Below are 15,476 nucleotides of genomic sequence, written 5' to 3'. Positions count from 1 at the left end.
GAGATCTTCTGCGAGTTCTGGTCACCCAGGTACAGCAGATCCTTCTTCTCCGAGTACGCACTGCCAGCCGGCAGCTTCGCGTTCGCCTTGCTCACCGAGGAGATCCCGCCGACGACGGTGTAGTCGACGGTCACGTCGGGGGTGCCCGGCTCGCCGGGGCCGGGGTCGGGATTGGGCTCACAGCCGAGGCACGGCCCGGGGTTGCCCGGGTCGATGTCCTGCGGCGCCGTGTCATCTGTAACGGCCTTGCCCGCCTCGTTCTTGACGATGGTCAGGCCGTCGAAGTATTCGCCGTCGGCCGTGCGAGATTCGTAACGCATCGTGTCACCGGAGACGTCGATGAGCTGGTAGAGCTGGATGCCGCCCTGCAACTTCTTCAGGTGGGCGGCATTCTCGTTCCAGAGGCGCGGCCCGGCTCCGTCGTACATCTTCGAGCCGACGACCGAGATCGCGTAGACCGGGCCGTCGTAGTTGAGCTCGGGGTTCCACTCGGCCGGGTTGCCCTCCTCGGCCGCATCGGTGTTGCCCCGACCGTAGTTGTGGTCATGGCCCTGCAGCACGAGGTCGACGTTGTTCGCCTCGAACAGCGGCAACCAGGCCTCGCGGATCGCGCGATTGTTGCGGCCTTCGTCGAGCGAGAACACCGGGTGATGGAAGAAGACCACCGTCCACTTGTTCGGGTTGGTCTCCAGCGTCTGCTTCAGCCATTCCGTCTGCACGGCGAGCGCCGACGCCTCGGTGATGTTGCTGTTCAGCGAGATGAAGCGCACACCCTGGTAGTCGGAGTAGTAGACGGTGCCGTCGAGCAGCGCCTCGACCTCCGCGCTGCCCTGCGGCCCGTTGTCCGGGTACGCGAACTGTGCCTGCCACTGCTTGGAGAGCTCCGCGCCCTCGTACTCGTGGTTGCCGGCCGCGGCGAGGAAGTTCTGCGTGCCGAAGTTGTAGCCGGCCGCATCGAACACCTCGCCCCACTGGGTGTCGTCGTTGGCGTCGTCGATGAGGTCGCCGGCTTGCAGAACGATCTTGGCGTCTGGGCGGTCGCGGAAGGCATTGCGGATGACGCGGGACGCGTCGGACTTGATGCCGTTCTGCACATCGCCGAGATAGATGAAGGAGAAGTCGTCGGCAGCGGCCGCAGCGGTGGTGAAGTGCTGCCACTCGCTGAAGTTCGTGCCGTCACCGACCCGGTACTGGTACTGCGTCGACGGCGTCAGGCCGGCGAACTCAACGGTGTGGAACAGCTCGGAGTACCCGGAGCTCGTATCAACCTGAACCTTGTCGGTCGCATCGACCGTGGTGAGGTCGCTGCGATAGGGCTCGGCCGTCGCCACCCGCAGCTGTGCCTGCGCGGTGGTGACCCCCGTCGCCGTGCGCCACGTGACGGCCTGGCTGCGCGCCAGATCGCCTGATGGAGTGAGCACGATGCGATCCGGGATCCTTGACGGGCCGTGCTGCTCGATCGGGGTTGCGGTCGCGGCGGCCGCGGATTGCGGTGCCCCGAGCACGGGCACGAGGAGTGCGCCGGCGAGTGTCGCGGCCATGAGCGCCGAACCGATGCGCGCTCCGCGACGGAACCACGATGACGGGTTCGTCATGGGCTGAGTGCCTTTCTGGAAGCTGAGTTGTGGGGGTGGATTCGATGTCTTCTGTCGCGTTCTCATGCCGTGGCCCCCGTCCGGCGTCGGCGCGTGAACGCCAGAGCCAGCAAGCCGACGAAGAGCGCGCCGCCGGCGACGGCGAGCGTCGTTCCCACCGTGACACCGGTGCTGGCGAGGTCGCGTACCCCGGTGCTGGGCGAGCCGAGCGGCAGCACGGTGATCGAGGCCTCCGCGGTGGCGCCGGATTCCAGCCCTCGCACGATCACGGTGTGCTCGCCTGCCGGCACTCCGGCCGGAATACGCACGGTGAAGGCGAAGCTGCCGTCGGCCGTGGCCGTCGGGTAGCCGAGAATGATCGGATCCGAATGCAGGGTGACCTCGAGATCCTCGTTGGCCCTGAAACCGGTTCCCGTCATGGAGAGCATGCCTCCGGCGGCGACTCCGGTCGCCGAGAGCTCGAGCGGCCCTGGCTGCTCGGTCGGCGGGGTCACGGGTGGGTCGGTCGGCGTCACGGGCGGATCCGTCGGCGTGACGGGAGGGGTGCTCGGTGTGACCGGCGGATCCGTCGGCGTGACCGGGGGCTCCGTCGGCTTGACCGGCGGTTCGGTGGGCTTCACCGGCGGTTCGGTCGGCTTCACCGGGGGCTCCGTGGGCTTCACCGGCGGTTCGGTCGGCTTCACACCGGGAATCACGGGCGTCGGCAGCTCCGGGCTGCCGGTCGACGGGCGGGTCGATCCCGGCCCAGATGGGCGGCCCTCCGCGTCGTCGGTGACGAGCTTGGCCCCGTCATCCGTCTTGGTGATGGTGAAAGCGTCGAAGAGCGCGCCGGTCACATCCCGGCTCTCAACGTGGATCTCATCGGCCGTCACATCGACGGTCTGGAACATCTGGGTGTCACGGTTCATGCTGCGCAGGTTCGCGCCGTTGTTGATCCAGTTGTTGTTCTTCGGGTCGTCCGGCACGTACATCTTCGGTCCGGCGACGGTCACCATGTACACCGGGCCCGTCTGGCTCGTGGCCGGGTTTGCGCCCTCCGGCAGGTTCTGCTCGTTGGCGAACAGGTTGCCACGGCCGTAGGCGTGGTCGTGGCCCTGCAGCACGAGGTCGACGTTGTGCTTTTCGAAGACCGGCAGCCAGGCGTCACGGATCGTCTTGTTGTCGCGACCGGATGTCACGGAGAAGACGGGCTGGTGGAACGAGACGACCGCCCACTTGTTGGGGTTCTCCTCCAGCACGCGGTCGAGCCAGGAGGTCTGGGCGGTGAGGTCGGCACCGTTGATCTGCGAGGCGTTCAGCGAGATGAAACGCACGCCCTGATAGTCGGTGAAATAGGTGTTCTCGCTGAACTGCGCCTCGATGGCCGGGGTGTCGGCCGGGCCGTTCTTGGGGAACTCGAACTGCGCCGCCCAATACTTGGTGAGCGTCGGGCCCGGGTAGTACTCGTGGTTGCCCGGCGTCGCCATCACGTTCATGTAGGCGTTCTGGTAGCCGGCTGCCGAGAACCACTCGCCCCACTCTGCGTCTGAGATGTCGGTGTCGATGAGGTCGCCGAGGTGCACGACGGCCTTGGCGTACGGCCGCGCCTCGAAGGCGGCACGGAAGGCACGGGAGGCGTAGGACTTGACGTCGTTCTGCGCATCGCCCTGCACCAGGAAGCTGAACGGTTCGGCGCCGGCGGATGCCGTCTCGAACTCGAACCACTCGCTCCAGGTGTCACCGTCGCCGACGCGGTACACATAGCTGGTCGATTCTGTGAGACCCGTGAGGGTGGCCGTGTGGTACTTGATCGTGTAGCCGAGGTCGGTGGCGAACTCGGTGGTGCTGACGGCCGCGGTCGTCGTGGTGGCGGTGATCGGGCCGTCTGTCACGGGCGCGAGCTGCACCTGCGGGGCGACGACGTCGAGCGAGGTGCGCCACGAGACGTTCTGGGTGGATGCCGGGGTCGTCGACGGCGTGAGAATCACGCGGTCCGGGACGGCGCTGGCGACGTGGACGGTTGCCGGGCGCACGGGAGGCGGGGCGAGGCCGCCCGCGGCATTCGCGATGCCACCACCGACCGTTGCGAGGGCGAGCGCAGCGACGAGGCCGCCCGCCAGGAGAGTTGCGCGTTTCTTCGGTGAATTCACCGCGCGCTGAAAGACGGAGCCGATCATCTGTGTGGGTATTCCTTAGGCCGAGACGCGAGTGCGTCAGTCATGGTCGAGTGATGCACAGCGCCCCCACCCCGTGCAACGCTGCTCAAGCTAGCGGGGCACATCGACCGACGCGGTCCAGTTCACAGAGGCTTCGCGTGCAGTTCATTCGCCCGGAACGGAGTTTGCCCGGGAGACACTGAATGACCGGTTTCGCAGCGTCGAAGCTGGAGTTCTCTCACCATTGCGCGACGGCTGCCGCGCCGAATCGTGGCGCGGATGCCGCGAGCTCAGTCCTTGACGGGCAGCGCGGCTGCGATGCGGGCGAGCAGACCACCGTCGACGCGGATCTCCGCGCCGGTGACGAAGCTCGCCTCGGTGCTGGCGAGGAACGAGCACACCGCGCCGATCTCACGGGGTTGTCCGACGCGTCCGAGCGCGTGAGATGTGCCCCAGGCGGCGATCGTCGCCTCGATACCCTCCGGGGTGCCGTCTGACCATTCCGCGGCCGAGGTGCGGAGCATCGGGGTGTCGACCGATCCCGGCAACAGAGCATTCACCCGCACGCCGTACGCGGCCTCGTCGACGGCGAGCGCCCTGGCCATCGCGTTCAGCGCGCCCTTCGTCATCGTGTAGCCGACGACGTTGTTCTGGGTGGCAACACCCTGCACCGAGGAGATCAGGGTGATCGTTCCGTGGTTCATGCGGATCTCCTCGATCGCGGCGTGCACGGCGAGGAAGACCCCGCGCACATTGACCGCGTAGACGCGGTCGAGATCCGCCGGGCGTGTGGTCGCGGCGTCGCCGTAGGTCTGGATGCCGGCCGAGGTGACGAGGTGGTCGACCCGGCCGAACTCCTTCAGCGCCAGCTGGACGGCCCGGCGGTGAGTGTCCTCGTCCGCGACGTCCCCGTGGATACCGACGGCGCTGCCGCCGGCGGAGACGATGGCCTCGACGGCATCCCGCACGGTTTCGTCGGTGAGCCCGTGCACGACAACGTGGGCACCCTCGGCTGCAAACACCTCCGCAGCTCCCCGGCCGATCCCGGCGGAACCGCCGGTCACAATCACCACGCGTCCGTCGTGTCGCTGTGTCGTAGTCAAGCTCAGTGCACCTTCTTCATTCGGGGGTTGACCGGTCCGGCCGTCACAGCTCACCGTACGTGGCGAAGGCCTCGGGCACGCGATAGTCGGCGACGACGGTGCGCACAGACTCCGGTGGCGCCAGATGAAGCCGCTACGGCAGCTCGACCTCGAGGGCCGCGACCAGTGAGTCCTGCAGGAAGGCCGCCCAGTCGTAGACGCCCTGTTGCAGCTCGCGCAGCTGGGCGAGCTCCTCGCTCGCGGCGTCCGGAATCGAGCCGTCGTCGTCGACGCCGATCGAGTCGGCGAGCACGAGGCGCAGATCGGTGAGGAAGGTGAGCCACGGCAGTACCGCGTCCGGGCCGAGCTCGATGTTGTGCGTGTAACGCTCGTCGTCGATGCCGAGGGCGGATGCCGCCTCGACGGCCTCGCGCACGGACACGGCGGCGTCGACCTTGCGCTTCTGCAGCTCGGGGCGGGTGTAGCGGGCGAACTCGGCCGCCGCGGAGGCATCGTCACTGTACGCGACGGGGAACAGCCGGGTGAGCTCGGGGGCCGACGGGTCCGTTTCGCTGAGCAGGGACTCGATCTGGGCGGCGAGGGAGGCGAGCGCCTCGGCCTCATCCTCGTCGAACTGCAGCAGCACGGCGCGCGTTCCGCCGGACGCCAGCAGGTCGCTGCGGCTGCCGGCGGCGACGATGCGGCTCATGCGGCGGCCGTCACGGTGCGTCGTTCACGGTGCGACGTCACGGCGTGTCCTTCATCAGCGTCGCCTGCAGGCCGTAGCCGTGCAGCGCCTCCACGTGGCGCTCCATCTGCTCGCGGTTGCCGCTGGCGACGGCGGCCTTGCCCTCGGTGTGCACCTGCAGCATCAGCTGCTCGGCCTTCTCGCGACTGAAACCGAAGTAGCTGCGGAAGACGTAGCTGACATAGCTCATCAGGTTCACCGGGTCGTCCCAGACGATCACGAGCCACGGGGTGGCGAAGCGCGCAGCGGCATCACTGGCGGTCGCGGTGTCCGTGCTCGTCTCGGTGGTTTCCAGCAGTTTCGACATCGTTCCCAGTCTCCCACGCCGAGGCGGCGCGCACCCGCCCGCGTGGGCGGCGGCGCCGGGAGGCAGGCGGCCATTCGCCCTGAGCTGCCGCGAATCGTGGATGTTGCGACGACGCGCGATCTCCGGCGCAGCCTCGACGATGGGAGCGCGGCCGTGTCGCCGAACGGCTGAGCCCCGCTTGCTACGGTCGAGAGGTGGTTGAACGCGTGAATGTGGCTGTTGTCGGACTCGGTGCGATGGGCGCGAATGCCCTCTGGCGGTTGGCCGAGCGCGGGGTGAGCGTCGTCGGCTTCGAACAGTTCACGCTCGCCCACCCGCTCGGCTCCTCCCACGGCGCCACCCGGCTGTTCCGCGAGGCCTGCCTCGAGCACCCGGACCTCACGCCCATCGCGCAGCTTGCCAAGACGCTGTACCGGGAGCTGGAGGAGCACAGCGGCGAGGAGCTGCTGCGCATCACTGGCGGCGTGATGATGGGCGCCCCCGACTCGGATGTGATCGCCGGCACCCGCGCCGCGGCATCCGCCCACGGCCTGGCCCTCACCGATCTCAGTCATGCGGAGCTGGCCGAGCGCTACCCGCAGCTGGCCGGACTTGCGGAGACGGATGTCGCCGTGCTCGACCCCGGCGCGGGTGTTGCGTTCCCCGAACCGACGATCCGCGCGGCCGTCGATCGCGCGCGGAGCCTCGGCGCAGCGGTCGTGGAGAACACCCGCGTGCTCGCCGTCGAGCCCGGAGACGACGGCGTGATCGTGCGCACGGCCACGGGCGAGTGGCTGGCCGACCGCGTGATCCTGGCGCAGGGGGCCTGGCTCGCGGCCGAGCTGCCGTGGATCGAGCTGCAGCCGATCCGCACCCCGATGACCTGGTTCGGGCCGCGCGCGACGGCGGCCGACGGTGCCTCACATGCCCCCTCGGATGTCGCGGCACCGGATGCAACAGAGTTCGCGCTCGAGCGGCTGCCCGTCTTCGTGCGCCAGCTGAGCGAGAGCGAGGTGCTCTGGGGCCACGGCACGGTCGGCGCCGTCGCCGGGCCGGAGAAGGGCGCCCTGATCAAGGCGGGCGTCGGCGACATCTGGCAGGAACGCGTGCGGATCGACCCGGAGCAGCTGGATCGCGGCGTGACGCCGGCGGACTGGCGCCAGGTGTCCGCGCTGCTCGCGAAGGCGGTTCCGGGCATCGAGTCGCTGCCGGCGCGCGTGGACCCGTGCATGGTGACGATCTCGCCGGATGACCAGTTCGTGGTCGGGCGCTCGCCCCGGCATCCGCGGGTCATCGTCGGTGGCGGAGACAGCGGCCACGCCTTCAAACATGCTCCGGCGCTCGGCGAGATCCTCGCCCGCTTCGCCCTCGACGAGCCGCAGCTCGTCGACACGGCGTTCATCGACCCGGCCCGCTTCGCCTGAGCCCACCCGCTTCGCCCCTCACCTCTTCGCCGAGACTGCAGCTTCGGGTATTAAGACGCCGTTTGCCGCCCGAAGCTGCAGTCTCGACGAGGGGACAACAGCGCGGGGTGGTCTACTGTCCGACCGAGCTGCCGACCGGCTGAACGGCGGCGTACTCGGCGATGATCGCGCGAATCCGGTCGACCGCGGCCGCGTCGAGGCCGCCGTCGCCGGTGACCGCTCCCCAGCCGTCGAGCACGACATCGCCGTAGTTGTGACCGTGGCTGGCCGGAACCGTCTCACCCATCAACATGTCGACCACCACCTGCAGCGCGGTGACGACGGGAATCCAGCGCATCGCCGGGCTCACGTCATCCGCCCGCTGATCGGGCTTCAACCAGTCCGGCTCCGCCCAGAGCAGCTCGGGCCCGAGCCAGGTCACCGGGTCGGTCGCATGCTGCAGATACGCGACGCGGGGCGCGGTCCACGGCCCGTCGACGGCGCCGAAGTCGCCGGCGTGCGAGAGCCAGCGCACCTCGGCCCCACCGTTCAGCACCGGCTGCCAGGCCGGGCTGCCCTCCTCGCGGGCGGCCTGCAGTTCGCGCCAGAGCGGCGTGCCGTTCGGGCTGCCGGCGTAGAGGGCTCCGTCGGTGCGGGTGCGCAGATCCTCCAGGTCGGCGAAGGTCGACTGGCTGCCGTGGGCGCCCAGGCTGAGGCCGTAACTGACCAGCTGCGGGCGGTCGGATGCCGGCAGCGCCGCCCACTCGGCGTGCACCGCGTCGAAGAGCTCCCGGGCAGCGTCGACGGGCGCATCGGGGTCGAAGACGAACGACACCCAGCTCGGGGTGTACGCGTACTGCATCGAGACGATCGCGGTGTCTCCGCCGTGCAGGTATTCGATGGCGTCCGTCGTCTGCGGTTCCAGCCAGCCGGATCCGGTGGCGGTGGCCACGACGAGCACCGAGCGGTCGAAGGCACCGGTGCGCCTGAGCTCGGCGACGGCCAGTTCGGCGCGTCCCTCCGTGCTGTCGGCCGTGTGCAGCCCGGCGTAGACGCGGATCGGCTCGAGCGCCGCCGTTCCCGTGGCGCCTGCGATGTCCTCGGCGTTCGGGCCGCCTCCCAGGAAGGCGGTGCCGTGGCGCCCGAGGGTCTGCCAGTCCATCGGTGAATCGTCCCCGGCGGAGTGGAACTCGCTCGTGGGCTCGCGCACCCAGTCGGCCGGCGCGGCGTTGCGTTCGGCGTAGATGGCGTCAAGCGCCCCCATCAGCACGGAGACGAGCACGAAGCCGCCGACCCCGACGAGCAGCGCGCTGCCCGCAACGCCCAGGGCGGGGCCGACGAGCCGCGCGGTGGCGCGGTACAGCCCGCGAATTCCGCGGCCGATGAGCAGGCAGAGCGCCGCAACCGGCACGGCTCCGAGGAAGAACGCGGCGATGGCGAGGCCGTCGACGGGAGGCATCTCGACGAGGGTGCGCACCTCGTTCTGCCAGCCGACGGCGAGCACCCCGTACCACGCCCCGAGGCCCAGCGCGACGATGCCGAAGCTGATCCAGGCCCGCCGCACCGTGGCGGATGTCGGCCGCCACGTGGTCGCGCGGCGGAGGAGCGGACGGACGAGTGCGAGCAGGAGCGCACCGACGGCGTAGCCCACGGCGAAGCTGAGGCCGGCGATCACGCCCTGGAGGAGCGCCGGGCGGGGCAGCAGCGACGGGGTGAGTGAGAGCGCGGCGAGCACGAAGCCGAGCACGACGCCCCCGGCATCCAGCCGCCACCAGTTCCGCCCGGGCAGCGACCGCTCGGCGTGTGTCGTGCCCACTGTCGATCCCGGCACCGGCGTCCCCACATTCATGTTCGCGATCATGTCATAGCCGGAGGCTCCGCTCCGCGACATGACGCTGTGCCGCGCCGCGGGCTACTGGGCGCGGGTCGAGGCCGTGATCGTGAACTTGGTGTTGCGCGCGACCTGCCGTGTCGGGCCGATGATGCTGCGCAGGGCCGGCGTGTAGGCGAGGTGGGAATTCCAGACGCACCAGAGCTCGCCGCCGGGGGCGAGCACCCTGGCCGCGTGCTCGAACAGCTTGAGCGCGATGCCGGTATGCACGGCCGCGCCAACGTGGAACGGCGGGTTCAGCACGATGAGCTCCGCGCTGCCGTCCGGCTGCCGGCTCAGGCCATCGTCGCGCACCACCTTCACCTGCTCGCCGACCCCATTGGCCAGGGCGGTGTCCCAGGCCGAGGCGACGGCGGCCGCCGACTGGTCGCTGGCCAACACGTGCAGGCCGGGGCGGTGCATGGCGAGGCTCGTGGCGAGCACGCCCGTCCCGCAGCCGAGATCGATCGCCGTGCGCGCGCCGAGCGCGGCTTCGGCGAGGTGCCCGAGCAGGAAACGGGTGCCGATGTCGACCGATGTGCCCGCGAACGCGCCACCGTGCGCCGCGACGACGATCCCCAGGTCGGGATGCTGCTGTGTGCGCGGCCACCCTCCGACCACGTCGTGGCGCGGTCCCCGCACCCGGAGGACGCGGGACTTCTGCCTGGCGAGGCTCGCCTCGACCAGCGCGAAGTGCTCGCCGAGCACCTCGTTCATCGCCGGCGTCATGTGCTTGATCCGGCCGCCGGCGACGACGACGACGTCGGGGTCGGCGTGCGCGGCAATCGCCGCGGCGATCTCGTCGAGCGCGTCCAGGCCCCGGGGCAGCTGCAGCAGCACCACGCGCGCGCCGGCCAGCAGCTCGCGGGAGTGTTTCTCCACGCCGAGCGCGATCGAGCGGTAGTCGTTCTCGAGCCCGAATGCCTGGGCGTTGGAGGCGAGGGCGAGCGCACCGGAGAGGGCATCCTGGTGCACCCGGATGCCGCCGGCATCCGCCCCGCCATCGGCTACCAGATCGAGCGCACCCAGTGTCAGGGCGCCGTGGCGGTCGCCGATCACCACCACCTCGTTGGCTGTCGCCGCCGCGAGCGCGTCGGCCGCCTCGTCGAGAATCAGTCGGTCGCTGGCGTCGACGGCGAAGAGATTCTCAGCCTCGATGTCGGGCCAGCGCCGCAGAGCCGAAAAATCCATAGGGCAAGGCTAACCGGCGACGGGCCGAATCCGGCGCCTTCAGCCCAGCAGTTTCGCCTTGGCCGCTGCGAACTCGGCGTCGCTCAGCAGGCCCTGGTCGCGCAGCGAGCCGAGGTTCTGCAGCTGGGCGACGAGCCCGTCGACGGCCGGAGCCGCGGCGGGCGCCGGAGCGGCGGCCTGCTGCATCGCTGCCTGCTGCGCGGCGGCCTGCTGGGCCGCCTGCTGCATCGCAGCCTGTTGCTGCTGCTGCTCGTAGGCGTTCGCCTCGGCCTGTTCTTGGGCCTTCTGCTGTTGCCTGCCGGAGACCGCGCCGCTGACGGCGGTGGCAGTTCCAGCGACGACGGCCGTGCGGGCCGCCATTCCAATCAGACCGGGACGGCCCATTCTACGAAGTGGCATGTCGACTCCTCAGTTGTGGATCGGTTGAGAACAAATGTGGGACGGGGCGGTCAGTCGTCGCTGGCGTCGCTGAGCACCGCGTTGACCACCGCGGCGGGGATGCGCTCGCTGTGCAACACGAGGCCGCCGGATTCGGCGAGTCTCGAGGTCAGCCGCTTGGCGAAGACCAGCTCGATGGCGATGACGGCCGCGGAGCGCCCAGGCTCGATCATGGAGGCGAGGTCGTCAACGTCGTCATCACCGATCACGCCGGATGCCGGCAACTCGATGCGGGTGAAGCCCCACTCCTCGCCGACGTCCTCGAACTCGGTGACGGTCAGGTCACCGTTCTGCGCGCGGGAGACGAACAGGAGGTCGAGCACGGCGATCTCGCCACTCTCGATCAGCTCTTCGATGGCCGCGATCGTGGCGTCGTCGGGGCGATCCCCGGCGAAGGACACAACCGAGATGTCAACTGGACCGAATTCAAATTGCGCCATGGCACTTCCTCGTCTCGTGAGCTGAGCAACAACGTAGCGCGCGCGGACCCGCTGGCACCAGAGCCGAGCCGAAATCCGAATGCGACGCACAGCAACGCGAGCCGCTCGGGCACGAGTGCGTGCGCCGCTTCGGGCAAATCCGCCTGCTAGTGCCGTTCGCCGTTGCCGAGCGGTCGCCAGACGACGACGGCATTCGAGCGCCGCACGCGGGTGCCGGCCTTGAGCGAGATCACGTCGCCCTGCGCCCCGGCGGCGAAGACGCGCCGCCCCGGACGGTTGAGCATCTCATCGGCGAGCGCGCCCTCGAGCTCGTGCACGCGCCGGGCCAGCGCGTTCACGCGGTTCTCGAGCTCGAGGATCCGCCGGATGCCCTCGAGGCTGACGCCGGCGGCGCTGAGTTCGGCGATCTCACGCAGCTGCAGCACGTCACGCATCGAGTAGCGGCGCGACTTGCCCGGCGTGCGCTGGGGTTCGACCAGGCCGAGCCGGTCATACTGCCGCAGCGTCTGCGGGTGCATGCCGGCCAGCTCTGCGGCCGCGGAGATCACGAAGATCGGTGCATGCTCGTCCATGCCGCTGTGCGCTCCGCCGCTCATGGTTAGCCCCGGGCCTTGGCGAGGAGGTCCTCGCGGGGGTTCTCATCCGGCAGGGCATCGCGCAGGGCCTCGAGGGCCGCCTCGGCATCCTTCGACAGGTGGGAGGGCACCGCGACCTGAACGACCGCGAGCAGGTCACCGACCCCCTTGGCCGTCGTGACACCGCGGCCCTTGACGCGCAGCACGCGGCCGCTCGGCGTTCCGGGCGCCACACGCAGCTTCACGGGGTCGCCGCCGAGGGTCGGCACCTCGATCGTTGCGCCCAGGGCGGCTTCGACGAAGGTGACGGGAACGGTGACGCGGAGGTTCAGCCCGTCTCGCTCGAACACCGGGTGCTTGCGCACGGTGACGGTGAGGATGATGTCGCCGGGCTCGCCGCCGTCTGGCGACGGCTGGCCCTTGCCGCGCAGCTTGATCTTCTGACCGTCGGCGACGCCGGCGGGGATCTTGACCTTGATCGGGCGGCCGTCGCTGGTCTGCAGCGTGATCGTGTCGCCCTGGGTGGCCGTGATGAAGTCGATGGTGGCGCTCGCGGTGATGTCGTTGCCGCGGCTCGGCCCGCCGAATCCGCGGTAGCCGCCGCTCGGCTGGCCGAAGCGGCCGCCGCCCTGCTGGCCGAAGAGCCCGCCGAGCAGGTCTTCGTAGCCGGCACCGCCACCCTGCTGGAAGGTGTACTGCTGCTGACTGCGACCTCCGCCGCCGCCGAACATGCCGCCGAAGACGTCTTCGAAGCCGCCGTTGCCGCCTGCGCCGCCCGGTGCGGTGAATCGCGCCCCGCCGCCCATGGCGCGTACGGCGTCGTACTCCTTGCGCTGCTCGGGGTCGGAGAGCACCGAGTGCGCCTCGCTGATCTCCTTGAACTTCTCCTCGGCCTTGGCGTCACCCGGGTTGGAGTCGGGGTGGTACTTGCGGGCGAGCTTGCGATACGTCTTCTTGAGATCGGCCTCGCTCACGTCTTTCGAGACGCCGAGAACCTTGTAGAAGTCCTTGTCGAACCAGTCTTGGCTTGCCATGCGCGCCTCCTTCCGTGATGAATGTCTGTGATGTGAACGTCTGTGATGTGAATGTCTGAGATGTGAATCTCAGTGGTGTGCCGCCGCGAGCGGCACTGAAAGTCTATGAATGTGGGGGCGGATGCCGGTGCATCCGCCCCCACGAGCCGTGCTGTTAGGCAGGCACCTGCACGACGACCTTCGCAGGTCGGAGCAGGGTGGAACCGAGGTAGTAACCCTTTTCGACGACGTCGGCAACGGTCTCGACCTCAACGCCCGGGGTGGGCTGCTGGAAGATCGCCTCGTGCACGGCGACATCGAATGGCTCGCCAACGGTGCCGACGGTGCTGAGTCCGAGCTTCTCGACGCCGGCCCGCAGCTTCGCCGCGATGGTGGCGAATGGGCTGTCTTCCTCGAGGTCTCCGTGCTTCTCGGCACGGTCGAGGTCGTCGAGAACCGGCAGCAGAACCGAGACGGCCGAACCGACGGCGCGTTCGCGCTCAACCTCGCGGTTGGCTTCGGTGCGCTTGCGGTAGTTGGCGTACTCGGCGGTCACCCGCTTGAGGTCGGCCAGGTGCTCGGCGGTGGGGTCGGCCTCTTCAGCTGCGACGGCATTCAGGATGTCGTCCACTGTGAGCTCCTCCTCTCCCAACGTCTCCGCGCCCAGGCCCTCGTTGTCGTGGGTTTCCACGTCGGGGCCTTCGGCCTGGATGATCTCGTCATCCAGGCCGTCGCCTTCGTTCGGATCGATCGGCTGGTTGTTGTCAGCCATGATTACTTCTTGTCTTCTTCGTCTTCGACGACCTCGGCGTCGACGACGTCCTCATCGGAGGACGCGTCGGCGGGCTGCTCGGCCGGGTCGGCCGCTGCGGCATCCGCCTGCGAGGTGGCGTAGATCGCCTCGCCGAGCTTGCCCTGGCTCTCGACCAGCTTGTCAAAGGCCGTCTTGACCGCGGCGTCGTCGTCTCCGGCGAGCGCGCTCTTCAGAGCGTCGACGTCGCCCTGCACCTCGGACTTGACGTCCTCTGGCAGCTTGTCGTCGTTCTCCTTGATGAGCTTCTCGATCGAGTAGACGAGCTGCTCCGCGCTGTTGCGCACCTCGGCGGACTCGCGACGGGCCTTATCCTCGGCCGCGTGCTCCTCGGCCTCGCGCACCATGCGCTCGATGTCATCCTTGGCCAGCGAGGATCCGCCGGTGATGGTCATCGACTGCTCCTTGCCGGTGCCCTTGTCCTTGGCGGACACGTGCACGATGCCGTTGGCGTCGATGTCGAAGGTGACCTCGACCTGCGGGATGCCACGGGGGGCCGGGGCGATGCCGGTGAGCTCGAAGGTTCCGAGCGGCTTGTTGTCGCGGGTGAACTCGCGCTCGCCCTGGAAGACCTGGATCGCGACGGACGGCTGGTTGTCGTCGGCCGTGGTGAAGGTCTCGCTGCGCTTGGTCGGGATGGCCGTGTTGCGCTCGATGAGCTTGGTCATGATGCCACCCTTGGTCTCGATACCGAGGCTCAGCGGGGTGACGTCGATCAGCAGCACGTCCTTGCGCTCTCCGCGCAGAACACCGGCCTGCAGTGCGGCGCCGACGGCGACGACCTCGTCAGGGTTGACACCCTTGTTCGGCTCCTGGCCGGTCTCCTTCTTGACGAGCTCGCTGACGGCGGGCATGCGGGTCGAACCACCGACGAGCACGACGTGCGCGATGTCGGAGAGCTTGACGCCTGCCTCACGGATGACGTCTTCGAAGGGCTTCTTCGTGCGGTCGAGCAGGTCGCTGGTCATGTTCTCGAACTCGGCGCGGGTGAGCGTCTCGTCGAGGTTGGCCGGGCCGTTCTCGGTGAGCGAGAGGTAGGGCAGCTGGATGCTGGTCTTGGTGCTCGAGGAGAGCTCCTTCTTGGCCTGCTCCGCTGCTTCCTTCAGGCGCTGCTTGGCGATCTTGTCGTTGGAGACGTCGACACCGGTGGAGTCCTTGAAGCGCTTGATCAGCCAGTCAACGACACGCTGGTCCCAGTCGTCGCCGCCGAGGCGGTTGTCGCCGGAGGTCGCGCGCACCTGGATGGTGCTGAAGTCGTCGTCCTTGCCCACCTCAAGGAGGGAGACGTCGAAGGTTCCGCCGCCGAGGTCGAAGACCAGGATGAGCTCGTCTTCCTTGCCCTTGTCGAGTCCGTAGGCGAGAGCTGCCGCGGTCGGCTCGTTGATGATGCGGAGCACGTTGAGGCCCGCGATCTCACCGGCCTCCTTGGTGGCCTGGCGCTCGGCGTCGTTGAAGTACGCGGGGACGGTGATGACGGCATCCGTCACGGTGTCACCCAGGTACTGCTCTGCGTCGCGCTTCAGCTTGCCGAGGATACGGGCCGAGATCTCCTGCGGCGTGTACTTCTTGCCGTCGATGTCGGTGGTCCAGTCGGTGCCCATGTGGCGCTTGACGGATGCGAGGGTGCGGTCGACGTTGGTGACGGCCTGGCGCTTGGCGGTCTCACCGACGAGCACCTCGCCGTCCTTGGTGAATGCGACGACCGAGGGGGTCGTGCGGAAGCCTTCGGCGTTCGCGATGACGGTGGGCTCGCCACCTTCGAGAACGCTGACGACCGAGTTCGTGGTTCCGAGGTCGATTCCTACTGCACGTGACATATGTTTCTCTCCTTCTGCCGGCCGTTGTCTGCCGGCCGTCGGCTTGTGGTCACGGCCTAGAGGCCAGCGACC

The 15,476-nt window shown here is 68.9% G+C and carries 14 protein-coding genes; 1 reads left to right on the top strand and 13 read right to left on the bottom strand.

Annotated features, from left to right (window positions below; all coding sequences use genetic code 11):
- The 5 genes from ASC66_RS15770 to clpS form a co-directional block, all read right to left on the bottom strand.
- Nucleotides 1-1,595: purple acid phosphatase family protein (locus ASC66_RS15770; protein WP_055841636.1), on the bottom strand; the 1,595-nt coding region annotated here is incomplete at its 3' end.
- Nucleotides 1,596-1,657: 62 nt separating this feature from the next.
- Nucleotides 1,658-3,751 carry a purple acid phosphatase family protein gene (locus ASC66_RS15765; protein WP_055841633.1) on the bottom strand — a complete coding sequence of 698 codons (2,094 nt, stop codon included), beginning with the start codon at nucleotides 3,749-3,751 and terminating at the stop codon, nucleotides 1,658-1,660.
- 269 nt (nucleotides 3,752-4,020) lie between these two features.
- The gene (locus ASC66_RS15760) at nucleotides 4,021-4,833 is read right to left on the bottom strand and encodes an SDR family NAD(P)-dependent oxidoreductase (protein WP_082492393.1); all 813 of its coding nucleotides are present in this window, start codon (nucleotides 4,831-4,833) and stop codon (nucleotides 4,021-4,023) included.
- Between the two features lie 133 nt (nucleotides 4,834-4,966).
- Entirely contained in the window at nucleotides 4,967-5,521 is a 555-nt protein-coding gene (locus tag ASC66_RS15755) for a DUF2017 family protein (RefSeq protein WP_055841627.1), read from the bottom strand.
- Between the two features lie 37 nt (nucleotides 5,522-5,558).
- Entirely contained in the window at nucleotides 5,559-5,867 is a 309-nt protein-coding gene (gene clpS / locus ASC66_RS15750) for an ATP-dependent Clp protease adapter ClpS (RefSeq protein WP_082492392.1), read from the bottom strand.
- A 194-nt stretch (nucleotides 5,868-6,061) separates the two neighbouring features.
- Between clpS and solA the strand changes: the two genes are divergently transcribed.
- Nucleotides 6,062-7,270, top strand: a complete 1,209-nt coding sequence (gene solA, locus ASC66_RS15745; protein WP_055841624.1) for an N-methyl-L-tryptophan oxidase — start codon at nucleotides 6,062-6,064, stop codon at nucleotides 7,268-7,270.
- 112 nt (nucleotides 7,271-7,382) lie between these two features.
- On the opposite strand, the gene ASC66_RS15740 is transcribed toward solA, so the two are convergent.
- The 8 genes from ASC66_RS15740 to dnaK form a co-directional block, all read right to left on the bottom strand.
- A complete protein-coding gene (locus ASC66_RS15740; RefSeq protein ID WP_055841817.1) occupies nucleotides 7,383-9,065 on the bottom strand; it encodes an alpha/beta hydrolase in 1,683 nt (560 codons plus the stop codon).
- A 96-nt stretch (nucleotides 9,066-9,161) separates the two neighbouring features.
- On the bottom strand, nucleotides 9,162-10,310 hold the full coding sequence (locus tag ASC66_RS15735; RefSeq protein ID WP_055841621.1) for a class I SAM-dependent methyltransferase: 1,149 nt from the start codon (nucleotides 10,308-10,310) through the stop codon (nucleotides 9,162-9,164).
- A gap of 39 nt (nucleotides 10,311-10,349) precedes the next feature.
- Nucleotides 10,350-10,709 (bottom strand): SHOCT domain-containing protein, encoded by a 360-nt coding sequence (locus ASC66_RS15730; RefSeq protein WP_235496955.1) that lies wholly within the window; start codon nucleotides 10,707-10,709, stop codon nucleotides 10,350-10,352.
- Nucleotides 10,710-10,759: 50 nt separating this feature from the next.
- Nucleotides 10,760-11,188, bottom strand: a complete 429-nt coding sequence (locus ASC66_RS15725) for a DUF6325 family protein (RefSeq protein ID WP_055841615.1) — start codon at nucleotides 11,186-11,188, stop codon at nucleotides 10,760-10,762.
- Between the two features lie 146 nt (nucleotides 11,189-11,334).
- Nucleotides 11,335-11,760 carry a heat shock protein transcriptional repressor HspR gene (locus ASC66_RS15720; RefSeq protein WP_055841814.1) on the bottom strand — a complete coding sequence of 142 codons (426 nt, stop codon included), beginning with the start codon at nucleotides 11,758-11,760 and terminating at the stop codon, nucleotides 11,335-11,337.
- A gap of 26 nt (nucleotides 11,761-11,786) precedes the next feature.
- The gene (locus tag ASC66_RS15715) at nucleotides 11,787-12,797 is read right to left on the bottom strand and encodes a DnaJ C-terminal domain-containing protein (protein WP_055841612.1); all 1,011 of its coding nucleotides are present in this window, start codon (nucleotides 12,795-12,797) and stop codon (nucleotides 11,787-11,789) included.
- Nucleotides 12,798-12,951: 154 nt separating this feature from the next.
- A complete protein-coding gene (locus ASC66_RS15710) occupies nucleotides 12,952-13,548 on the bottom strand; it encodes a nucleotide exchange factor GrpE (RefSeq protein WP_055841609.1) in 597 nt (198 codons plus the stop codon).
- Between the two features lie 2 nt (nucleotides 13,549-13,550).
- Nucleotides 13,551-15,404 (bottom strand): molecular chaperone DnaK, encoded by a 1,854-nt coding sequence (gene dnaK / locus ASC66_RS15705; RefSeq protein ID WP_055841605.1) that lies wholly within the window; start codon nucleotides 15,402-15,404, stop codon nucleotides 13,551-13,553.
- Nucleotides 15,405-15,476 lie beyond the last annotated feature (72 nt).

This window comes from Leifsonia sp. Root4 (genome assembly GCF_001425085.1).
Lineage (GTDB): Bacteria > Actinomycetota > Actinomycetes > Actinomycetales > Microbacteriaceae > Microterricola.
This window is presented reverse-complemented; position numbering and strand designations above follow the sequence as displayed.